We start from the raw sequence: 22145 nt of genomic DNA, 5'->3' as shown, positions 1-22145 counted from the left end.
AGCCCCACGCGGAGGCTGGTTGTCATTTTCGCACTTGTCCATTCCCATACACGAGCGTTTTCGTTGTCGTGATGGCGCGTAAGCCCATTGGTCCACGGGCGTGCAGTTTTTGCGTGCTAATACCGATTTCGGCGCCGTATCCGAACTGTTCGCCGTCGGTAAAGCGAGTGGAGGCGTTATGGTACAACACAGCGGCGTCGACGCGAGCAAAAAATTGTTCTACATGTTCGTTGCATTCGGAAATAATCGCTTCAGAATGTTTCGTTCCGTATCGTTCAATATGTTCAATCGCTTCGTCCACCGTTTCAACGAGCTTCACCGCCAAAATGGGTGCTAGAAATTCGGTTGCCCAATCTTCTTCTTTTGCCTCACGGACAAACGGATATGTATCGGCAAGTTGTTTGTCCGCACGCAATTCGACTCCTTTTTCGTGCAACGTTTCAAGCAATTCTTTTATATACGGCCATTGTTTATGAACAATCACCGTTTCGACTGCATTGCAGACAGATGGACGTTGCAGTTTCGCATTGATGACGATATCGATCGCCATTTCTTTTTGCGCGGAATCGTCGATAAAAATATGGCAATTGCCGACACCTGTTTCTAATACAGGAATCGTTGCGTTTTCGACGACTGACTGAATAAGTCCTGCACCACCGCGTGGAATGAGGACATCTATATATTCTTTTAGACGGAACATTTGTTGGGCGGTTTCACGGCTTGTATCTTCTAACAGTTGAATGGCGTCTGTCGGAATTTTCGACTGTTTTAATGCTTGTTGCATCACGGAAATAAGTGCTTTATTTGAGTGAATGGCGGAAGAACTGCCCCGCAACAAGACGGCATTTCCCGTTTTTAAACAAAGGCTAGCCGCATCGACGGTGACGTTTGGCCGCGCTTCGTACACCATCCCAACGACGCCAAGTGGTACACGAATTTGTTTTAAGATGAGCCCATTTGGTCGCGTCCATTGTTCAATTGTTTCCCCAACCGGATCTGGCAGATCAACGACTTGGCGGACACCATCAGCGATTTGCTGAATGCGTTCTTCCGTGAGTTGCAGCCGATCAAGCAAGGAAGGAGAGAGCCCGTTTTCTTTTCCGATTGCCATGTCTTTTTCGTTTTCTTGTAAAATGTACCCCGTTTGTGCAATTAACGCTTCTGCAATCATCGCGAGCGCGTTGTTTTTTTCTTCTGTTGATAACATTGCTAATTGACTGGCCGATTGCTTTAATTTTTTCGCTTTGATGATTAATTCACTCATTCGTTTTCGCTCCTTTCGTTTTTAGCAGACAGATGTCTTTTTGAAGCATACTAAGTTGTCGCGATGAATAACTTCTGGGCGATGGTGGAAAGAATATCGTTTCGCTTCCTCGCTTGAAAGACCTTTTACTTTCGCTAAATCGCCCGCCGCATAATATACTTGCCCTCTAGCAATTACATCGCCTTTTTGATTGACGACATTGACGACATCAAGCGCTTGAAATGAGCCAAATACGTTTGTTACACCGGCTGGTAATAAACTTTTTCCTTTATGCAAAAGGGCTGTTTCTGCTCCTTCATCAATTTCAATTGCTCCTGCGACTTCGGAATGGTACGCGATCCATTGTTTACGCATTTGCATATGTTCTTGAAAAGGGGAGCCGATATACGTCCCGTCGCCTTTTCCTTCTAAAATATGTTGCAATTTTTCTTTGCCAGCCCCTGTGCCGATAAAAACGCTAACACCGAAAGAAAGAGCCTTTTGCGCCGCAAGAAGTTTTGATTTCATTCCCCCAGTTCCAACCGTTGAGCCGCTTCCACCTGCTTGGGCAATGAGTTCGTCGGTGATTTCTGATAGAAAATGATATTTTTTTGCTTCAGGATGTTTCGGATTTTGGTCGTATAACCCGTTAATGTCTGTTAAAATGACGAGGGCATCTGCATGTAAAAATCCACTGACAAGCGCCGACAATAAATCGTTATCCCCAAACGTCAACTCTTCAACGGAAACAGAGTCGTTTTCGTTAATAATCGGAAGCACGCCTCGTTCTAACAGTGTAGAAATCGTCGCAAATAAGTTACGAAATCGCTCGCGGTCGTAAAAATCGGCGCGCGTTAACAACAATTGTCCAGTGACGATGCCAAATGAACGAAAGGCTGAAATGTAGCTTTGCATAAGCACCCCTTGACCGACTGAGGCGGCTGCTTGTTTTCCAGCAATCGTTTTCGGCCGCGAACGATACCCAAGCAACCCAAACCCAGCGGCGACCGCGCCAGAGGAAATGAGAATGACATCATGTCCGAGTTGTTTCATATACGCAAGCGCTTCGACATGTCCGCGTAGTTTTTGTTCTGAGAGTGTCCCGTTTTTTTCTGCTAATGAGCTACTCCCGATTTTAACGACAATTCGCTTCTTTTTCACGATTTCTCTCCTTTCTTAAAATAAAAACGCTTCTCCACCCTTATATAGAAAAGGACGGAAAAGCGTTGTTTCCGCGGTACCACCTTTTTTGGCGCAAAGCGCCCACCTCTTGCCCCGTAACGCGGGGAGACGACTTATGTTTGCATAAGCGGCCATGTAGGGTAGGTTCAACCGACTTCCTGTGAGGAACCTTCCAGCCTATGAGTTCCACTCTCTTGCACATTCCATCGGTTTACTTGTCCCGTGCCTTTTTCGCTTATTATATTTTTTAGAATTATGAAACAAAAAAGCGAAGATGTCAACGGATTTTACGACTGTTTGGATAAAAGACGAAGTTTTCGCTCGTGTTGGAGTGTTTTGGAAGAAAGCAGATCAACGGTTTCTTGTGTATCTGATAGCTCGTCTCGTAAGTGATCGATTTTTTCGTTGAGTTGTTTAAATTGTTCGTTCGTCTCTTGCTTCAATTCATCAATTTTTGCTTCTAATTTGCTTTCCACCGCATACATTTCCGTCCGGAGCTGATTGCCCATTTCTTGTATTTCGGTCCGGAGCTGGTTGCCCATTTCCTGCATTTCCGTCCGGAGCTGGTTGCCCATTTCTTGCATTTCCGCCCGGAGTTGGTTACCCATCTCCTGCATTTCCATCCGGAGTTGATTGCCCATTTCTTGCATTTCCGCCCGGAGTTGGTTGCCCATCTCTTGCATTTCAGCATGAATTTTGTCTGAAAATAGTTCGAGCGCTTTCACAATTTCTTTTACCATTGTTTCTTTCTCCACTTTGATTCACCTCCTCTTTATTTTTCATTATAAATGAATGAAGGACAAGAAAGAAGTATGTTTCTCATCATTTTTTGAACATAAAAAGTAAATATATGAAACTTTTACCTAGGTTTATACGTTATAATGAAATAAAGGAGGAGTGAGAAACATGGGTTTAGTTTTACAACATGTGACAAAACAGTTTGGTTCGTTTGTAGCAGTGGATGACGTAACATTATCTATTCCAGAACAGCGTATGTTTGGGTTTCTTGGAGCGAATGGAGCAGGAAAAACGACAACATTTCGAATGATTTTAGGGTTGCTTGAGCCGACGAAAGGGGAGATTACATGGAACGGTGAACGCATCACATATAAGCATAGCCATCTCATTGGATATCTGCCGGAAGAAAGAGGATTGTACCCAAAGTTAAAAGTAAGAGAACAACTCATTTATTTAGGAAGATTGCGAGGGTTACATAAAGAAGACATTGTAAAAAAAATGCGTCATTGGCTTGAGCGTTTTAAAATACCACAATACGAACATCAAAAAGTAGAACAATTATCAAAGGGCAATCAACAAAAAATTCAATTTATCGCAGCGGTGTTACATCGTCCGTCACTGCTTATTTTAGACGAACCGTTTAGCGGATTAGATCCAGTAAATGTAGAAATGTTAAAAGAAGCAGTGATTGACTTACAGCAAAAAGGAACAACAATTGTCTTTTCCAGTCATCGGATGGAACATGTCGAACAACTATGTGAACATATATGCATTATGCATAAAGGAAAACCGATTGTGCACGGATCAATAAAAGAGTTAAAGAGATCTTTCGGTAAAAAAAATGTGATCATTCATGGAGAGTTACCGTTTGAAACGTTAGGGAAAATTCCAGGCGTATTGAAAATGGAGAAAACGGTTGAAGGAGTTCGTTTGCAAATAGCTGATGAACACGTATCACAGCACATTCTTGAACACATTTATGCAAAAGGATTCATTCGTACATTTTCGTTAGAAGAACCGTCGCTTAACGACATTTTTATTGAGAAAGTAGGTGCGGCGTATGAACAATAAATTTTGGATTGTTTTTGCTCATACGTATATGACGAAATTAAAATCAAAGTCTTTTTTCATTTCAACCATGATTACTGCTCTTATTATATTTGGTATTGGTCAGTTAGATCGCATCATTGAAGCGTTTAGCGATAATGGTCAAAAAACAATTGGTGTGATCGATCAAACGAACGGATGGTATGAAGCATTGCAAGCACAAATGCAGTCAAATAAAGAAATAAAACTTGTTCGCCACAATGAAAATGAAGAACAAGCGAAAAAATATGTTCAAACAGAAAAGTGGTATGCGTATATTGTACTTCATGTACAGAACGGACAACTAAAAGTGGCATATTATGCAAAAAATATTGCAGATAGTGATGTCACGCATGAAATGGAGCAAGCACTACAACAAGTAAAAATTGTGATGATGGCGAAACAAATCGGGTTAACATATGACCAAATCAATGCGCTGTATGCGCCAATTACGATAGAGAAAGTAGCGCTTGAAAAACACGCGAAAACAGAAGAACAATTAGATCAAGCTAGAACGATCGTGTACGTTTTGCTGTTTGCGATGTATATGTTTGTGTTAATGTACGGAAGTATGATTATGATGGAAGTGGCAACAGAAAAGTCATCGCGCATTATGGAAATTTTAATTTCAAGTATTTCACCCGTTCAACAATTATTCGGGAAAATTTTAGGGATTGCTTTGTTGAGTTTGACGCAGTTTGTTGTGATTTTCACTGTCGGTTATACATCGCTGCAAAATAGCGATATGTTAAGTCAGTTATTTGGAATGGAAAAACTACCGCTTTCTTTAATTGTATACGGAATGATCTTTTTCTTGCTCGGTTATTTGTTATATGCGATGTTATTTGCTGTGCTTGGCTCGATTGTTAGCCGAGTAGAAGAAGTGCAACAAATGGCCGGTCCTGTGACGATGCTCGTTGTTGCCGCGTTTATTATGGCGATGTTTGGTTTGAATGTACCAGAATCTCCGTTTATTACTGTAATGTCTTTTGTCCCGTTTTTTACTCCGATGATTATGTTTTTAAGAATTGGAATGCTAAATGTTCCAATTTGGGAGATTGCCCTTAGTCTCATTTTGCTCGTTGGAACCATTGCCTTTTTATTCGTGTTCGGATCAAAAATATACCGTGGCGGTGTGCTGATGTACAATCAAGCGTCTTCCTGGAAAGACCTTAAACGAGCGTGGCAATTAACGAAAAGATGAAAACCGAGCGGGTGGCTCGGTTTTTTACATTGGTTTTGTTGGTGTTGGTTTCGCATATCCCTCTTTATATGTTTCATCAATGAAATGTCGAATATCTTTGATTGACATTCCTTTTTCATATTGTTCGATTGAAATGGATGCGATTTCTAAACAAACGCCACATTTTGTCGCATGATCGTCCCAGACGATTGCACCGTTGCTTTTGTTTTCATATACAAAACAATCATAATTATTTTCATGGCCTGCCGATTCGCCACAACCGCAATAACAAGGAATGTTTTCTAACAATGCTCGACGTGCTGCTACTTGTTCGTATAAATGGGCCATCGACTCATTGTAAGATGCTAAAAACGACGGAAGTTCATGAACTGAGGCCGTTTCTTCTCGAATATCGCCTGTCTGATGTTCAGCGACATGATCATTTTCCTTTTGTGCACAACCACTGAACAATAAACTGACGGAAAGTATGGAACTAAACATAAATCGTTTTCTCATATGGAACCATCCTTTTCAACAATCATCGTTTTGTCCGACTTTTTTCACTATTTCTTTTATCTTTTTACTATTATAATAAAAATAATAGGAAATGATAAGGGAAAAGGTGGGGAAAAAATGGATGGCATCGAAGTAAAAGGACAAACGGTAGAAGAAGCGATTGAAGAAGGGCTAAAACAACTTCAAGTCACGCGCGAAGATGTCGTCATCGAAATCGTGCAACAAGAGCGTAAAAAGTTGTTTGGTATCGTTTCGCAACCTGCTATTGTCCGATTAACAAAAAAACAACAAACCGAATCAGTTATCAAAAAAATAGAAGGAAAAGCGTGGGTGAAAGACGGTGTTTTACATTATGAATGTGTGCATGTAGGTCCAACGATTATTGTTGGTGAAGGAGTCATCTGTTTACATAACGGAAAAGCCATCGAAGGAAGTATAACGCTACAAGAAGGAGACGACGTTCGCATTTATCCAAAAGAAGAAAGCGTCGCACAATCTGTTTGGAAAATTCACATAAATGCTAAAAAGCTAGAGGCAACGTTGACGTTTGCGCCAGGTGTAAGGCGCCGATATGTACTTGAAGATCAGCAACCAGCTAGCAAATTACATATACAAGCGAAAATGGACACAGAACTCATCTACGATGTATCATATGAGGAAGTGGTGGCGAAACTCCAAGAATTAGGCATTGTGTATGGTGTGAATGAAGAAGCTATTCGAGAGGCGTTGCAGGCAGAGAAAAAAATAACGGCTGTGATCGCAAAAGGAATTGAACCAATCGAAGGAAAAGACGGTTGGGTGGAAGTGAAAGTAGGGGAGGGGAAAAAAAAGCCAAAAGTTCGTGAAGACGGGACGGTTGATTACAGGGAGATAGAAACGATTGCGACTGTCGGTGAAGGAGATTTAATTGCTGTTGTTCATCCACCGCAACAAGGGAAACCAGGGTTAACAGTGACAAACGAAGTCATTCCTGTGAAAGAAGTGCATCCGGTAACGATTAAACTTGGTAAAGGGGTAACAATGGATGAGAATCGCATTTTAGCTATACAGGGGGGACGACCGCAAATTGCGAAAAAAGGAAAAACGGTTATCGTTTCCATTATTCCAAAGCTCGTTCATCAAGGGGATGTGGATTTATCAATAGGAAACATTCATTTTAAAGGTGATGTTGAAATTACAGGAAGTGTTCAAGAAGAAATGGTTGTTGAGGCACTTGGTAGCATTATGATTTTACAAAATGTCAATCGAGCAAAAATTCGTGCACAACAATCGATTTTTATTCAACAAAACGTCATTGGCGGTACAGTGACATCAGGAGAAAATAAAATGCTTGTTACACAGCTTGTTGGTTTATTACAACAAATTCGCCAATCACTCGAGCGAATGATTGTTGCTATTCAACAACTCATGGTCATGTCTAAAATTCGTGAACAAGATATTTATCCAATTACGAAAAAGTTGATGGAAAGTAAATTTAAAACAATGATGGAGGCGATGAAACAGTATAAAACAATGTGTGAGCAAAAGCGGGAACAAATCGGCGAACAATGGTTTGACATCGGTTCACAGTTGGACAGCTGTTTGCTTGCGGATCGTCCGAATCATTTTCATTGTTTAGAAGGGATGGCAAATTTATTGCGTGAACTTAATACGTTTATCGGACAATATGACCGTGAAGAGAATGATGCGATTGAGCTTTCTTATGCCTTGAATAGCGTCATTCATGGAAGTGGTGATGTAATTGTGACAGGAAAAGGATGTTACAATTGCAATATTTATGCGGGTGGGACATTGATAGTTCATGGGGTAGTGCGCGGTGGAGAAGCGTATGCTCAAAAAGGAATGAAAGTGAAAGAAGTCGGATCTTCACTCGGTGTTAAGACCGTATTGGCTGTGCCAAAAGGGGAGATCATTTATATTGAACACGCACGGGAAGGAACTGTTGTGCAATTCGGTAAAAGGACGTATACGTTTTATGAAGAAAAAAAATATGTTGAAATGAAATGGGACGATGAACGTCAAGAAATTGTATTTGGATAAAAAGGCGCAGTGGCAATAAACGCCATGCGTCTTTTTATATATTTTTTCATCTATACATATAGTATAATAAAAATGTTCTTAATTTTCTTTCTTTTTTTGAAAAGGGGAGGTTGGAAAATGAAAGCGGTTACGGATGGAGATATTTTATGGACACCAACGAAAGAACAAATCGAACAATCAAGTGTAAAAAAGTATATGAATTGGTTAGAAGCGAATAAAGGGCTGACGTTTGAGTCGCATGCGGAGCTATGGAAATGGTCAGTCGAGAAACTTGAGCAATTTTGGGAAACGGTGTGGGAATATGGGGAGATTCAATCGTCCGCGCCTTATATGTGCGTCCTTGAGGAGCGCAAAATGCCGAGAGCAAACTGGTTTCCGGGGACACGGTTAAACTATGTGGAACATATTTTTCGTAACATGCAGAAGAAGCCGGCACTTTTGTTTCGTTCTGAGCGCGTTTCACTGCGTGAAGTGACGTGGGAAGAGTTAAAACAACAAACGGCGGCGGTCGCTTCGGCACTGAAAAAGCTTGGCGTAAAACAAGGTGATCGCGTTGTTGCTTATATGCCGAACATTCCCGAGACAGTCGTTGCGTTTTTGGCGTGCGCAAGCATTGGCGCCATTTGGTCTAGTTGTTCGCCAGATTTTGGCGCCAATAGCGTCATCGACCGCTTCCAACAAATTGAACCGACCATTTTATTTGCGGTGGACGGTTGCCAATATAACGGAAAAATGTTCGACAAAGTGCCTACTGTTAAGGAATTACAAGAAAAATTGCCATCGTTAAAAAAGACGATTGTCGTTCCGTATTTGCGTGACGATGTGAAAGCGTGGGACGAGTCTGTTTTATTATGGACGGATATGTTGCAAGAAGAAGGCGAACTTGTGTATGAACAAGTGCCGTTTGCTCATCCGCTTTGGATTTTATATTCTTCCGGTACGACGGGATTGCCAAAACCGATTGTACAAGGACATGGTGGCATTTTATTAGAGCATGTAAAAATTTTATCCATTGAATATAATCTTACACGCGATAGCACGTTTTTTTGGTTTACGACGACTGGTTGGATGATGTGGAACTTTTTAGTTGGCGGGCTGTTAGTCGGGGCAACAGTCGTGCTTTACGACGGAAGCCCGACGTTTCCAGATGCGAACGTGTTATGGGAACTTGTCGAAAAAGCAAAAATCACCCATTTTGGCACAAGCGCAGCGTTTATTAACGTCTGCATGAAACAAGGCATCAAGCCGAAAGACACTTACGATCTTTCTCCGTTGCAAGCGGTTCTGTCGACCGGATCGCCGCTGACGACCGAAGGGTTTCTTTGGGTATATGAACATGTGAAAGATGTTTGGCTCGTTTCATGCAGTGGCGGAACGGATGTATGCACCGCATTTGTCGGTGGGTCGCCGGTGCTACCGGTTCGTGCCGGCATGCTGCAATGCCGTTCGCTTGGGGCTAACGTACAGGCGTTTGATGAACATGGCCATTCATTGATCAACGAAGTCGGGGAATTAGTTATCACGGAACCGATGCCGTCGATGCCACTATTTTTCTGGAACGACGAAAACGACCGCCGCTATCTCGAAAGCTATTTTGATACGTATCCAGGCGTGTGGAAACATGGGGACTGGATTAAAATTGACGACGAAGGAAGCTGCGTCATTTACGGCCGTTCCGATTCGACGATTAACCGTGCGGGCGTGCGGATGGGCACGAGCGAAATTTATCGTGCTGTTGAAACGGTTGATGGCATTCTCGACAGCTTAGTCATTGACTTAGAAGTGATGGGGCGGAAATCGTTTATGCCATTGTTTGTCGTCCTTCAGCCAGGGGTAGAGCTAGACGATGCGTTAAAACAACAAGTGAAAGAAGCTATTAAAGCGCACGTATCGCCGCGCTTTATTCCGGATGCGATTTACCAAGTCGACCAAATCCCAAAAACGTTAAACGGAAAGAAAATGGAGATTCCTATTCGTAAAATTTTATTAGGCTTCCCTCTCGAAAAAGCGGTGAACGTCGGCTCAATGGCAAACCCTGAAGCACTTTCTTTCTTTGTTGAACTTGCAAAGCAATGGGAACATTCAAATGTCTAGTAGGCGCCATTTGTAAAAGGCGCCTCTTTTTTTCGTTGACTTTTACGTAAACGTAAACTAAAATAAAATTCAGAAAATTAAAAATAAAGGTGAAGAGGATGGACTATTATACGATCTCCCAACTTGCAGAGCAGTTTGATGTTAGCACACGAACGATTCGCTATTATGAAGAGCGTGGGCTCATTTCACCCATTCGCAATGAGTCAGGCCAGCGGCTGTATACGAAAAAGGATCGCGCTGTCTTAAAGCTTATTTTACGAGGGAAACGGTTCGGTTTTTCATTAGATGAAATTCATGAAATGATTAGCTTGTTTGATAACGATCGCACCGGACGAAAACAGCTTGAAAAAACAATCGCATATGGCGAGCAAAAGTTAAAGGAGGTGACGGAGCGGATTGAGGATTTAATGCAGTTAAAACAAGAAATGGAGTCGATTTTGACGGACTTTCGTGAACGATTAAAAAAACTGGAGGGAAGCGAATGAACATTTCTGAGTTGTTAGCGCGCAATGCGCGAAAGTTTCCGAATAAAATAGCAATAATTGATGGCGATGTATCGTTTTCTTATCAAGAAGTAGATGATACAGTTAATCGTCTCGCCTCTTCGCTCGCTTCGCTAGGCATCACACAAGGTGATAAAGTCGTATTGTATATGCCGAACACGAAAGAGTTTGTATATGCATATTTTGCTGTCTTGCGCCTTGGCGCGATTATCGTGCCCGTCCATGCGCGACTAACTGCCCAAGAAGTGCAATATATTATCGAACATAGTGAAGCAAAAGCTGTCATCGCGCACGATTGGATTTATGAAGAACTTGCCTCGCTTGTGCATACGGTTGACGTCATTTGGGTGAAAACAGGGGAAGCGACAGACGGTTGGCGTTCGCTCACGCAACTCATTGCAAACGGCTATACGTCCCCCATCGTTTGTCCGCTGAACGAAGATGACGAAGCAACGATTTTATACACGTCGGGAACGACAGGCCGCCCGAAAGGGGTCTTGTTCACGTACCGCAATATTTTAGCTGTCGCAACGATGATGGCGTTCGAAACGAAAATGGATAAACATAGCCGCCTATTGCATATGATGCCGCTTAGCCATTCCGCACCGCTTCATTTATTTTTTATCGGCGGCATGTACGTCGGGGCCACCCATGTGTTATCAGCAACGTTTTCCCCAGAAGCATTGCTACAACTGATTACGAAACACGAAATTACCCACTTTTTCGGAGCACCAGTCGCTTATTTACTCACGGCACAACATCCACGCCTTCACGAATACGATTTATCGTCCGTCCAATATTGGACGTATGGCGGCGCACCGCTATCGGCAAAGGAAGTGCAATTTGTCGCCAAACAGTTTCGCACCGATCGACTCATGTGTTTGTATGGACTAACGGAAGCCGGTCCGAACGGGACGTATTTATCGCCAGAAGAACACGCGACAAAGGCAGGGAGCGTGGGCAAAGATGCTGCCCTTCATTGCGAAGTGAAAATTGTCGATGAACACGGCAAAGAAGTTCCACCTGGCGAAATCGGTGAAGTCGTCTTAGCTGGAGAAGGCATTATGAAAGGCTATTATAAAGACGAAGAAAAAACAGCGGAAACGGTGAAAAACGGCTGGCTATATACAGGCGATTTAGCGCGCCGTGACGAAGATGGGTACATTTGGATCGTTGACAGAAAAAAAGATATGATCATTTCCGGCGGGGTGAACATTTACCCAAAAGAAGTGGAAGATGCGCTAAAACTGCATCCAGCGATTGTCGATGTGGCGGTTGTTGGTGTGCCGCATCGTGAATGGGGTGAAACGGTGAAAGCGTTTGTTGTAACAAAAGAGCCAATTGAGCAGCTTGCGGAAGAATGTAAACGTTTTCTTTCGGATAAACTTGCAGACTATAAAATTCCAAAACTATACGAAGCCATTCATGAACTGCCGCGCAATGCGACAGGGAAAATATTAAAACAAGTGTTAAGGGGGATCGATCATGAAACGGCTACAAGAAGTTGATCCGAACTTACTTGCTAATTTAAAAAAATATTTAGACGAAGAATTTTTTGCGTATGCGGAAGAAGAGTTAGAGAAGTTTTGGCAACGTTGCATGACCGATATCGACCGACGCGCGGTACATACAGACCGCGAAGGCCAGCCGCGGCTTATCAAATATGACCGTTTTGGCAACGATATTTCTGAAATATGGGTGAACGAAGGATATAAGCAAACGGTGAAAGAAACGTATGAAACAGGCATTGTCGGCTATGTTCATAAGCCAATCCCCGCGCTTGGTCGCGTTGGAAACTATATTTATTCCTATGCCCAAGGCTATTTGTTATCACAAGTCGAACCAGGCTTTTATTGCCCGGTGACGCTCACGATGGCAACGGCATACGTGTTAGAGCATTTTGCTGACGAACGAATCAAAGCGAAATATTTGCCGCACGTCATTTCGACAGGAGAAGTTGAGTTGTATGAAGGAGCGACGTTTTTAACGGAACGGCAAGGTGGTTCTGATGTTGGCGCCAATGAAGTGCGCGCCGTTTTATGCGGCGACCACTATAAAATTTATGGAGAAAAATATTTTGCGAGCAACGCTGGCATGTGTGGTGTAGCCTTAGTGCTTGCCCGCATCGACGGAAGCGAGCCGGGGACGAAAGGACTTAGTTTATTTTTAGTGCCGTGGCGTAATGATGACGGCACATTAAATGGCATTCACATTCGCCGCCTCAAAGATAAACTTGGCGTTCGTGCTGTGCCGTCAGCGGAAGTCGTATTTGAAGGGGCAAAAGCTTATTTAATTGGCGATGGGAAAAAAGGGTTTTATTATATGATGGAAGCGCTCAACTTATCGCGTGTCTGCAATGCCGTCGCCTCGATTGGCATCATGAAGCGAGCGCTAGAAGAAGCGAAGCAATATGCGCTAAATCGACAAGCATTTGGGCATACACTTACTTCGTATCCGATGGTGAAAGAAACGCTAGCGAACTTAACGGCGCGTCAAGAAGTACAAACGAGCGCTTGCTTTGAGTTAATTTCCTTTTTTGACCGTGTGATGCGTGCGCCAGATCAAGCGTCTGAGCAAGAGAAAGCATGGAATCGCTTATTAATTGCGCTTTTAAAAATGCGTACAGCCGAAGAAGCGATTGCATTTGCCCATGAAGCGATTGAAATGCACGGTGGCAACGGCTATATCGAGGATTTTGTTGCGCCGCGTTTGCTTCGAGATGCCCAAGTGTTGACGGTGTGGGAAGGAACAGCAAACATTTTAGGACTGGAAGTGTTGCGTCTTATTCGCAAATATCATATTCATGAAACATTTATTCAAACAATAAGTGAACAACTAGCTGCACTTCCTAGCGAAATACGCCCATTTGCCAAACCGGTCGAAAGCGGGCTGCGTGAATTGGTTCAGTCGCTCCAAAAACTGCACGGACAACGAGAAGACGTGCAAACGTATCACGCTAAAAAAATCGCCAACCGCCTTTGCGACTTGTATGTAAGCGCCGTCGCGTTAAAAGAAGCACAAGAAAGCGAACGAAAACAAATCATCGCCCGCCTTTTCCTACAGCATATTTGGGGAAGCGATTTATTCGATGACGAGATGTTACCGGTTCGTCATTTTGATTTAGTAATGAATGAAACGAGGGAAGTCGAAGTATAAAGAAAAAGGCAAGGAGCCAAGTCGGTTCCTTGCCTTATAGCAATACAAACACCGCGAAAAAGTGCGCGACAGATCCTCCTAACACAAACATATGCCAAACGGCATGATGAAATTTAAACCCTCGCCATACGTAAAAAAGCGCACCGATCGTATATAAAATGCCACCGCTCACTAAATACACAACTCCTTCTCGGGAAAGACCGGAAACGAGCGGTTGCCATGCAAACACAATTAACCAGCCCATCACAACATAAATCATCGTTGAAGTGTATAAAAAGCGATTGACGAAAAAGCATTTAAATACTGTTCCGATGAGTGCCAACCCCCAGACGATGCCAAACAGCGTCCAACCGATTGCTCCTTTCACTGCTAAAAATAAAAACGGTGTATACGTGCCTGCAATAAAAAAGTAAATGGCCGAGTGGTCGAAAATTTCGAATATCCGTTTCCATCGTCCTTCTGGCAAGGCGTGCACGATTGTCGATGATAAATACAAAATCAACATCGTGGTTCCAAATAACGTAAAACTGACAATGTGCCACGCATTTCCGTGCAGTGAAGCAAAAACGGTAAGCACGACGAGCGCTGCGATACTAAATAGTGCACCGATCCCATGCGTAATTGCATGAACGATTTCTTCTTCTTTCGTAAATGTATGTGTAAAAGCCAACAGTCTCATTCCTTTCGCGAAAGACATTTTGTTTATTGTATCACATCGAAAGACATTTTTGTTCATTGTTGTTTTCGTTCGCGATATAATGGGAAAAAAGAGAGGGGTGAGGACGATGCAAATACAGGTGGAAAGGCAACGAAATACAAAAAAATGGCTCGTTCCGTCGTTGATCAGTGTCTTGTTGCTTGCGGCTGTAGCTTGCGTTGCCATTTCGATTTATGTCGGCTGGAATTTGACGCACAAAGAGCGAAAAGCGGTTGTTGAGACACCAAAAGACTACGGAATGGCTTATCAAGATGTGACATTTACAAGTAAAGACGAAGGTTTGAAGCTGAAAGGCTGGGTCATAGAACCGACGAAACAAGCGAAAATGACCGTTATTTTTTCGCACGGTTATGGCGGCAATCGCTATGAACCAAACGTGCCGTTTTTCCCAATTGCTAAAGCACTAATGGACGAAGGGTATCGCGTCATCATGTTTGATTTTCGTGCCAGCGGCGAATCGGAAGGGGAGATGACAACGATTGGCGCGAAAGAAAAATACGATTTGCTCGGTGTTATCGATTACGCGAAAAAACATTATTCCGAACCAATTGTGCTTTACGGAGTGTCCATGGGGGCAGCAACGTCGATTTTAGCCGCAAGTATGGATGAAGATGTGCAAGCGGTTATTGCCGACAGTGCGTTTAGCGATTTAGAAGGATATTTGCGGACATATATGCCTGTATGGACGAACTTACCAAACGTGCCGTTTACGTACTTAATCATTACCCTTATTCCGATGATTACTGATTTAGATCCAGCGGAATCCGTTCCGATTCAAGCGGTCGATGCGATTGCGCCGCGTCCCATTTTATTCATTCATAGCAAAGCTGACCCGTCCATCCCACATGAAGAAAGTGTAAAAATGTATAACAAACATCCAGACGTATTTGAACTTTGGCTCACCGACAAAGCGAAACATGTGAAAAGTTTTGCGATGTATAAAGATGAATATATTCAGCATATGTTAACATTTTTAGAAAAAGTGAAAGAATAAAATTCTGAATATTCATTGACTTCTGATAAAAAGATAGGTATGCTTGTAGTAAATTTGAAAATAGAGAGGGGAAAGAAGATGAGCGTAGTTGAGCAGAGAAGAGGGTATTTCGGAGAATTTGGTGGAAGTTTTGTACCACCGGCGTTACAGGAAGCGTTAGACTATTTAGAGACACAGTTTTTAAGATACAAGGACGATCCTACATTTCATGAGGAATTTACGTTTTATTTAAAAGAGTACGTCGGACGAGAAAATCCGCTCACGTTTGCTTCAAGGTTAACTGAAAAACTTGGTGGAGCGAAAATTTATTTAAAACGAGAAGATTTAAATCATACCGGTTCCCATAAAATTAACAATGTCATCGGGCAAATTTTATTAGCGAGACGAATGGGTGCTAAGCGTATTATTGCTGAAACAGGAGCAGGACAGCACGGTGTGGCGACAGCGACAGCTTGTGCAATGTTTGGGATGGATTGTGTGATTTATATGGGGGAAGAAGATACGAGACGGCAAGCATTAAACGTTTTTCGGATGGAGCTGTTAGGGGCGAAAGTCGTTTCTGTATCAAAGGGACAAGGAAGATTGAAAGATGCAGTTGATGAGGCGTTAAACGACTATGTCCAAAACTATGAACATACATTTTATTTGCTTGGCTCAGCTGTTGGACCACATCCGTATCCGACGATCGTGAAGCATTTCCAGTCTATTATTAGTGAAGAAAGTAAGCGGCAAATGATCGAGAAAGAAGGACGTTTGCCCGATGTCGTGATCGCTTGTGTAGGTGGTGGCAGTAATGCCATTGGTGCTTTTGCTCATTATATCGATGAACCGAGTGTGCGCTTAATCGGTGTCGAACCTGAGCAGGCCGCTACGCTCACAAAAGGCGTTCCTGCGGTCATTCATGGTTTTAAATGTCTCGTTTTGCTTGATGAAGAAGGAAATCCACAACCAACATATTCTATTGCCGCGGGACTTGATTATCCGGGAATCGGACCAGAACATAGTTTTTTAAAAACATCAAGTCGGGCGGAATATTATACGGTCACGAACGAGGAAGTATTAGAAGCATTTCAAACGCTTTCAAAAACAGAAGGAATTATACCGGCTTTAGAGAGTGCTCATGCCGTTGCATATGCAATGAAATTGGCTCCGACGCTTAATTCTGATCAAATCATGATCGTCAACTTATCGGGGCGTGGCGATAAAGATGTCGAGCAAGTGTTTCATATGTTGAGAAGTTAGCCAAAAAAACGTCGTTCCGCGTGATAGGAACGACGTTTTTTTGTTAATTTGCCTTTTTTAACATGTGCAATTCTTCTTCTGTGCGTGCAATACGACCAAGTTGATAGTCGAGTCGTTCGTGAATGTAAGCGATGTCCTGTTTTGTGGCCATTTCTCCTCGGATGTGAGCAATTTCATGGCGCATTGCATCTTGAATGCTACGTTGCTCTAGCTGGTTGTCACGGATGGCTTTAATCATTGCTGTATTTTCCTTCATTTGCTCTTTCAACCAACGAATATCTTCGTCATGTCTATGAACGATTGCTTTTAATTCACCAATTTCTTGTTTCATTGTCTGGATCTCTTGCTTCATTGTCTGGATCTCTTGCTTCATTGTCTGAATCTCTTGTTTCATCCATTGCATGTCTTCTGCTAAGTTTTGAACGAGGTTAACAAGTTGAAGGAGAAGTTGTTCTTGCACGCCTGATTCACCTACCTTTCATCTTAGGGGTATATGGCATTTCTGGCGAGGAATATGAAGAGGAGTGTGGTGAAATGCCTTTGCCGTCATCTTATCATAATTTGTCGAAATGGACAAACTATTTTTTATATATGTTGAATCGCTTATTTTGTCGTCCGTGTAGCATACATGCGCTCTTTTGCGACTTGTAAAAGCTGCTGCAATTGCTCTCCTTCGACCGGATATGTCGCATAACCGACAAGAAAAGATACGGGGCTATTTTGTCTGATTCGTTCAATCATTGTAGACGGTTTCACAGCATTTTCGACAGCAATAATCAAGTATTCATCATTCGACCATTTAGCGATGATGTCACTTTTTCGTGTTTCTTCGACTAAAAGTTGTTCAAATGCTGCTTTTTGTTGTGGCTGGCTATTTTGTTTCGTACGGAGTAAATAAATGGTTAACCGACTATCCGGATCACGATCAACGAGTGCTGCGATTTTCTCAAATGTACTTGTAGCAAAGTCTTTGCTTTTTAGCTGATATATTAAATCTTTGACGCAAGTTTTTCGATCATAACGATTACCAAAATAAATACCTACAATGGTTTGGAATACATAAAAACCGACGACAACATATAATTCCGTTCCATGTAATTGTGTTACATCAATCGTATCACTCATAGCGATCGCTTCCGAAAATAATACAAGTTGACTAATGAATAAACCGATTGTTTTTCCCATATGTTTCTTAAACATATATTGTCACCTCTCTGTATATTATGAAACAATCGTGCTATTGGGTTGGACAAATGGAGGAAAAATAAAAAAGGGCGAGACGATCGCCCTTTTACTTTAAAAGATGAAATGAGCTATAAAAACGATAATTGGCAATGTAATGAGTGTGCGAAGCAAGAAAATAACAACTAAATCTTTAAACGTAATTGGTAGTTTAGATGCGAGCAGCAATCCACCTACTTCAGACATATAAATCAGCTGTGTTACGGAAACGCAAGCAATAACGAAGCGAGTAAATTCACTTTCAATGCCGCTACCGATAATGGCAGGTAAAAACATGTCTGCAAAGCCAACAACCATCGTTTGTGCAGCAGCTGATGCTTCTGGTACTTGTAGGAGTGTCAAAAGTGGTACAAACGGTTTACCGAGCCATTCAAACACCGGTGTTGTTTCGGCAATAATTAATGCAACTGTTCCAATCGCCATGACGACAGGTAATACACCTAACCACATATCAATTACTGTTTGTATGCCGTTTTTTAACAGTTTGCCCATATCGCTATTGCGTTTAGCAACGTCTGTTGCTTGTTTTAGTCCCCATTGAAAAGGTGTGTACCCAGCTGGTACTGTTTCATCGACTGGTACGTGATGTTCATGATAATACGTATCTGGTTTTTTAGATAATGGCGGGATACGCGGCATAATGATCGCTGCTACGAGACCGGCAACGACGATAGTAAAATAGTACGCTCCAAACATATGTTCAAGCTTCATATACGTAATGACGACAATGCTAAATGTAATTGAAACGACAGAGAAGGTCGTTCCGATCACTGCTGCCTCTCGCTTCGTATAAAAGCCGTCTTCATATTGCTTATTCGTTAACAACACGCCAATTGTTCCATCTCCTAACCAAGAAGCGATACAGTCGATAGATGAACGACCAGGTAATTTAAATACGGGACGCATAATTTTTGTTAAAAGTGCACCACACAATTCGAGTAAGCCGAAATCTAAAAGTAACGGCAAAAATAATCCTGCAAATAAAAAGACAGAAAACAAAATCGGAATCAAACTATATAACAACAAAGCACCTGTATTTTCTGACCATACCCATTCCGGACCAATTTTCCATAATGTCATTGCCCCTAAAATTGTACCAACGATACGGGCAACGACAAACAAACCATTGACATCAAATAATCGGCGAAGAAACGAGCTATTCATTATAAAAGAAGGCTGTGCTATTTTTGTGATAATTGTGCCAATCGTTGCGATAAACATAAATAAAACAGAGATGGCTGGGATGACAGAAACAAAATTCCCTTCGACCCACTTCGCTAAAATGGCTACAGGAATAGTCATTTCACTTTTATAAGGGACAGGAATCATAAAAAGAAATACACCAATAAGTGATGGAACGAGAAATTTTAGTATGTCAGTAAGCTTGTGTGATTGAGTATGATTCATTTTTAAAAACCACCTTTCTACTACATATTTTGAAAGCGGATACATAACATTACTACTATCGTAATATAAAAATAAAAATAGTCAATATAACAAAATGATTCAGAAATATAAATTATTTTGCATGGATGTATAAATATAAAAGTGTACACTTATATACATACGAAATTATGAATTAATAACGATTTTAATATTGCGAAATAAGCAACATAAAGCATAATAAAACAAAATGAACATATAATCAATCATTTTTTTGTATAAACGTTCAAATTCAAAATTTTTTGTTTTTGTAAGCACATCGATGCGTGTATTTTTTTGGTTTGTGCGATATGATAAGCAAAAACAAGCAAGGGAGGAATAGCAGATGTGGCATTATGCAAAACCAATCGTCGTTGTTAGTGAATGTCTCGGTTTTTCTCCTTGTCGGTATAACGGTGATCAACTAAACGATGAAGTAGTACATAAGCTCGCGCCATTTGTGCAATTTATTCCTGTTTGTCCCGAAGTTCGCATTGGGCTTGGTACGCCACGTGAGACGATTCGGCTCGTTCAAGACGGAGAACAAGTGCGGCTTGTCCAACCATCGACCGAAATGGATATAACCGAGCGAATGAACGAGTTTTCTGCTTCATTTTTAACGCAATTAACGAATGTAGACGGTTTTATTTTAAAAAGTCGGTCGCCATCGTGTGGAATGAAAGATGTCAAAATATATCGTAGTGAACAAAAAGGACCTGCATCAGGAAAGGGAAGCGGGATGTTTGCGAAACATGTGTTACAAATGTTTGCACATAAAGCTGTGGAAGAAGAAGGGAGATTGACGAACTTTGTTATTCGAGAACATTTTTTGACGAAGTTATTTACACTTGCTTTGTTTCGAGAGGTTAAAGAGTCAAAATCACATCATCGTCTCGTTGAGTTTCATGCGGAGCATAAATATTTATTTATGGCGTATCATCAACAAAAATTGAAACAATTAGGAAACATTGTTGCGAATCGAGATCGTTTACCGATGGAAGAAGTATTTTTACATTATGAACAAACATTATATGAACTGTTTGCCCGTCGCTCACGCCGGAATTCAAACATAAATGTTTGTGAACATATGATCGGTTATTTTAAACATGAATTAAGCGGTGATGAAAAACGTTATGTCCATGAGTTGCTACAAAAATATCGCGCGGGCAAGTTACCGCTAAGTAGTGTGACAACGGTCATTCGTTCGTGGGCCATTCGTTATCAAAATAAATATTTACTGAAACAACGATATTTTCAGCCTTATCCAGAACCATTGCTTGATGTGACGGACTCTGGAAAAGGGAGAGACTATTGAAAAAAGCGACAAAGGATTATCCTTGTCGCTTTTTCGTCATAGCATAATACACTGGGATACCAGATAGCGTCACAACAATCGATAAAAACGTATCTAACGGTGCATGAAGTACTGTACTCATAATAATATATGCTGTGCCGACAATCGCGACGATTGGAGTAAATGGATAAAGTGGCACTCGATATAATGGTTCGTTAGATAATGGTTCGTTAGATAATGGTTCGTTAAATAAGGATGATTTCCGTAATAAAAATACCGCATAAAAGGCAAAACCGTAAAATAAAAAGACGCTAAAAATAGCAATATCCGTTAAGCGATCCGCATTTCCAAGCAACATCATGACAATGGCAATTGCCATTTGTGCAAGTGTCGCAAAGACAGGTGTACGCCATGTTGGATGAATATGAGCCAAATATTTAGAAAAAGGAAACAAACCATCTGTTGCCATAGCAAATGGCATACGTGGAAATGTAAGTATTTTTCCATTTAAACAGCCGAAAATAGAAATTAAAATACCAATAGCAATAAATTTCCCACCGAATGCCCCAAATAAAATGGTCGCCGCTTCGCTTGCTGCATTCGGTCCAAGTGCAACAATTTCATCGGCACGAAGCACATGAAGCAATGCTACATTCACAGCCACGTAGGCAAACATGACGATAAGAATACCAGTGATAATCGCTTTTGGTAACGTTTTTGCTGGATTTTTCATTTCACCAGCAACAAATCCAACGTTCATCCATCCGTCATACGCCCACAATGTTGCTAGAACGGCAGCTCCCATACTGATCGTTTGGCTGTTTCCACTATCCATGTTGAAAATAGGTACATTCCCCTTTACTACTCCAAAAATAATAATAAGAAAAATAGGCAATAGTTTCGCCGCAGTTAACACACTTTGAACCATTCCACCAAACTGCGAACCAAGCATATTCACAACGGATAAAAACAAGACCGCAATGATTCCAATCCAAAGCTCACTTTCTTTTGGTAGAGCAAAAACACCTGCAAACAATGCACCAAAATACAACCCTAGTGCACCGATGACGGCAGGACCGTAAATGATTGTTTGCATCCATCCACATAAAAATCCCCAAAACCGTCCATACACTTTTTCGATATACACATACAATCCACCTGTTTCAGGAATTTTTGAACTTACTTCTGCAATCGTTAACCCACTTGCTAAAGTAATGATGCCGCCGATGATCCATGCGAGAAGAGCAAGTGTAGAATTTCCAGTTGAGTCGATGACGATCGCTGGTTTCATAAAAATGCCTGAACCAATGACTGTGCCGATGACGATGGCTGTAGCTGTCATAAAGCCGATGCTTCGTTTTAATTCTGTGTTCATCATGTTGTTCACCTCTGGAGGACAAATGTTTTTTTGTGTCGAACAATCGCTATTATAGCATGAGATGAAGAAAAAATTCTTTTTTTGAAAATTAAAACATTGACACGATAGAAGGAA

At 41.7% G+C, this 22145-nt stretch carries 19 protein-coding genes; 10 read left to right on the top strand and 9 right to left on the bottom strand.

Annotated features, from left to right (window positions below; translation table 11 throughout):
* Positions 1 to 22: 22 nt before the first annotated feature.
* From AFK25_RS08125 to AFK25_RS08115, 3 genes are all read right to left on the bottom strand, one after another.
* Positions 23 to 1264, bottom strand: a complete 1242-nt coding sequence (locus AFK25_RS08125; protein WP_035067361.1) for a glutamate-5-semialdehyde dehydrogenase — start codon at positions 1262 to 1264, stop codon at positions 23 to 25.
* A gap of 21 nt (positions 1265 to 1285) precedes the next feature.
* Positions 1286 to 2404 carry a glutamate 5-kinase gene (proB, locus tag AFK25_RS08120; RefSeq protein WP_035067359.1) on the bottom strand — a complete coding sequence of 373 codons (1119 nt, stop codon included), beginning with the start codon at positions 2402 to 2404 and terminating at the stop codon, positions 1286 to 1288.
* 308 nt (positions 2405 to 2712) lie between these two features.
* A complete protein-coding gene (locus AFK25_RS08115) occupies positions 2713 to 3180 on the bottom strand; it encodes a hypothetical protein (RefSeq protein WP_035067357.1) in 468 nt (155 codons plus the stop codon).
* Between the two features lie 151 nt (positions 3181 to 3331).
* On the opposite strand from AFK25_RS08115, the gene AFK25_RS08110 reads away from it, so the two are divergent.
* Positions 3332 to 4234, top strand: coding sequence for an ABC transporter ATP-binding protein (locus tag AFK25_RS08110; RefSeq protein ID WP_035067355.1), 903 nt, complete (start codon positions 3332 to 3334; stop codon positions 4232 to 4234).
* A complete protein-coding gene (locus AFK25_RS08105; RefSeq protein ID WP_035067354.1) occupies positions 4224 to 5453 on the top strand; it encodes an ABC transporter permease in 1230 nt (409 codons plus the stop codon). Before AFK25_RS08110 ends, AFK25_RS08105 begins: the two co-directional genes overlap by 11 nt.
* 24 nt (positions 5454 to 5477) lie before the next feature.
* On the opposite strand, the gene AFK25_RS08100 is transcribed toward AFK25_RS08105, so the two are convergent.
* Positions 5478 to 5948, bottom strand: coding sequence for a PCYCGC motif-containing (lipo)protein (locus AFK25_RS08100; RefSeq protein ID WP_035067352.1), 471 nt, complete (start codon positions 5946 to 5948; stop codon positions 5478 to 5480).
* A 117-nt stretch (positions 5949 to 6065) separates the two neighbouring features.
* On the opposite strand from AFK25_RS08100, the gene AFK25_RS08095 reads away from it, so the two are divergent.
* The 5 genes from AFK25_RS08095 to AFK25_RS08075 all read left to right on the top strand — a co-directional run bounded on the left by AFK25_RS08095 (position 6066) and on the right by AFK25_RS08075 (position 13741).
* A complete protein-coding gene (locus tag AFK25_RS08095; protein WP_035067350.1) occupies positions 6066 to 7988 on the top strand; it encodes a FapA family protein in 1923 nt (640 codons plus the stop codon).
* Positions 7989 to 8105: 117 nt separating this feature from the next.
* Positions 8106 to 10082: an acetoacetate--CoA ligase gene (locus AFK25_RS08090; protein ID WP_035067348.1), complete on the top strand. Its 1977-nt coding sequence runs from the start codon at positions 8106 to 8108 to the stop codon at positions 10080 to 10082.
* A gap of 98 nt (positions 10083 to 10180) precedes the next feature.
* Complete coding sequence (locus AFK25_RS08085) at positions 10181 to 10567, top strand: MerR family transcriptional regulator (protein ID WP_035067346.1); 387 nt, start codon at positions 10181 to 10183, stop codon at positions 10565 to 10567.
* Positions 10564 to 12093, top strand: a complete 1530-nt coding sequence (locus tag AFK25_RS08080) for a class I adenylate-forming enzyme family protein (RefSeq protein WP_035067344.1) — start codon at positions 10564 to 10566, stop codon at positions 12091 to 12093. Before AFK25_RS08085 ends, AFK25_RS08080 begins: the two co-directional genes overlap by 4 nt.
* Positions 12071 to 13741 (top strand): acyl-CoA dehydrogenase family protein, encoded by a 1671-nt coding sequence (locus tag AFK25_RS08075; RefSeq protein ID WP_035067342.1) that lies wholly within the window; start codon positions 12071 to 12073, stop codon positions 13739 to 13741. Before AFK25_RS08080 ends, AFK25_RS08075 begins: the two co-directional genes overlap by 23 nt.
* A gap of 34 nt (positions 13742 to 13775) precedes the next feature.
* On the opposite strand, the gene trhA is transcribed toward AFK25_RS08075, so the two are convergent.
* Positions 13776 to 14411: a PAQR family membrane homeostasis protein TrhA gene (gene trhA, locus AFK25_RS08070; RefSeq protein ID WP_026011695.1), complete on the bottom strand. Its 636-nt coding sequence runs from the start codon at positions 14409 to 14411 to the stop codon at positions 13776 to 13778.
* A gap of 115 nt (positions 14412 to 14526) precedes the next feature.
* On the opposite strand from trhA, the gene AFK25_RS08065 reads away from it, so the two are divergent.
* Positions 14527 to 15453, top strand: a complete 927-nt coding sequence (locus AFK25_RS08065) for an alpha/beta hydrolase (protein ID WP_035067340.1) — start codon at positions 14527 to 14529, stop codon at positions 15451 to 15453.
* 78 nt (positions 15454 to 15531) lie between these two features.
* Entirely contained in the window at positions 15532 to 16695 is a 1164-nt protein-coding gene (trpB, locus tag AFK25_RS08060; protein WP_035067338.1) for a tryptophan synthase subunit beta, read from the top strand.
* 43 nt (positions 16696 to 16738) lie between these two features.
* Here the strand turns inward: trpB and AFK25_RS08055 are convergent, their stop codons facing one another.
* The 3 genes from AFK25_RS08055 to AFK25_RS08045 all read right to left on the bottom strand — a co-directional run bounded on the left by AFK25_RS08055 (position 16739) and on the right by AFK25_RS08045 (position 19344).
* Positions 16739 to 17155, bottom strand: coding sequence for a hypothetical protein (locus AFK25_RS08055; RefSeq protein WP_035067336.1), 417 nt, complete (start codon positions 17153 to 17155; stop codon positions 16739 to 16741).
* A gap of 143 nt (positions 17156 to 17298) precedes the next feature.
* Positions 17299 to 17895, bottom strand: coding sequence for a nucleotidyl cyclase domain-containing protein (locus AFK25_RS08050; RefSeq protein WP_009361377.1), 597 nt, complete (start codon positions 17893 to 17895; stop codon positions 17299 to 17301).
* Between the two features lie 96 nt (positions 17896 to 17991).
* Positions 17992 to 19344 carry a YjiH family protein gene (locus tag AFK25_RS08045; protein WP_009361376.1) on the bottom strand — a complete coding sequence of 451 codons (1353 nt, stop codon included), beginning with the start codon at positions 19342 to 19344 and terminating at the stop codon, positions 17992 to 17994.
* 361 nt (positions 19345 to 19705) lie between these two features.
* Here AFK25_RS08045 and AFK25_RS08040 point away from each other — a divergent pair, with 361 nt between their 5' ends.
* Entirely contained in the window at positions 19706 to 20674 is a 969-nt protein-coding gene (locus AFK25_RS08040; RefSeq protein WP_009361375.1) for a YbgA family protein, read from the top strand.
* 16 nt (positions 20675 to 20690) lie between these two features.
* On the opposite strand, the gene AFK25_RS08035 is transcribed toward AFK25_RS08040, so the two are convergent.
* Positions 20691 to 22031: an APC family permease gene (locus tag AFK25_RS08035; RefSeq protein WP_035067334.1), complete on the bottom strand. Its 1341-nt coding sequence runs from the start codon at positions 22029 to 22031 to the stop codon at positions 20691 to 20693.
* Between the last annotated feature and the right edge of the window lie 114 nt (positions 22032 to 22145).

The sequence above is a fragment of the Anoxybacillus gonensis genome, from assembly GCF_001187595.1.
Classification (GTDB): Bacteria; Bacillota; Bacilli; order Bacillales; family Anoxybacillaceae; genus Anoxybacillus; species Anoxybacillus gonensis.
The sequence above is the reverse complement of the archived record's forward strand: the minus strand, read 5'-3'. Positions and strand labels throughout refer to the sequence as shown.

Coding starts and splice junctions, on each gene's coding strand:
- AFK25_RS08125 (WP_035067361.1), bottom strand. CDS start 1,264: ATGAGTGAATTAATCATCAAAGCGAAAAAATTAAAGCAATCGGCCAGT.
- AFK25_RS08110 (WP_035067355.1), top strand. CDS start 3,332: ATGGGTTTAGTTTTACAACATGTGACAAAACAGTTTGGTTCGTTTGTA.
- AFK25_RS08105 (WP_035067354.1), top strand. CDS start 4,224: ATGAACAATAAATTTTGGATTGTTTTTGCTCATACGTATATGACGAAA.
- AFK25_RS08100 (WP_035067352.1), bottom strand. CDS start 5,948: ATGAGAAAACGATTTATGTTTAGTTCCATACTTTCCGTCAGTTTATTG.
- AFK25_RS08095 (WP_035067350.1), top strand. CDS start 6,066: ATGGATGGCATCGAAGTAAAAGGACAAACGGTAGAAGAAGCGATTGAA.
- AFK25_RS08090 (WP_035067348.1), top strand. CDS start 8,106: ATGAAAGCGGTTACGGATGGAGATATTTTATGGACACCAACGAAAGAA.
- AFK25_RS08085 (WP_035067346.1), top strand. CDS start 10,181: ATGGACTATTATACGATCTCCCAACTTGCAGAGCAGTTTGATGTTAGC.
- AFK25_RS08080 (WP_035067344.1), top strand. CDS start 10,564: ATGAACATTTCTGAGTTGTTAGCGCGCAATGCGCGAAAGTTTCCGAAT.
- AFK25_RS08075 (WP_035067342.1), top strand. CDS start 12,071: ATGAAACGGCTACAAGAAGTTGATCCGAACTTACTTGCTAATTTAAAA.
- AFK25_RS08065 (WP_035067340.1), top strand. CDS start 14,527: ATGCAAATACAGGTGGAAAGGCAACGAAATACAAAAAAATGGCTCGTT.
- trpB (WP_035067338.1), top strand. CDS start 15,532: ATGAGCGTAGTTGAGCAGAGAAGAGGGTATTTCGGAGAATTTGGTGGA.
- AFK25_RS08050 (WP_009361377.1), bottom strand. CDS start 17,895: ATGTTTAAGAAACATATGGGAAAAACAATCGGTTTATTCATTAGTCAA.
- AFK25_RS08045 (WP_009361376.1), bottom strand. CDS start 19,344: ATGAATCATACTCAATCACACAAGCTTACTGACATACTAAAATTTCTC.
- AFK25_RS08040 (WP_009361375.1), top strand. CDS start 19,706: ATGTGGCATTATGCAAAACCAATCGTCGTTGTTAGTGAATGTCTCGGT.
- AFK25_RS08035 (WP_035067334.1), bottom strand. CDS start 22,031: ATGATGAACACAGAATTAAAACGAAGCATCGGCTTTATGACAGCTACA.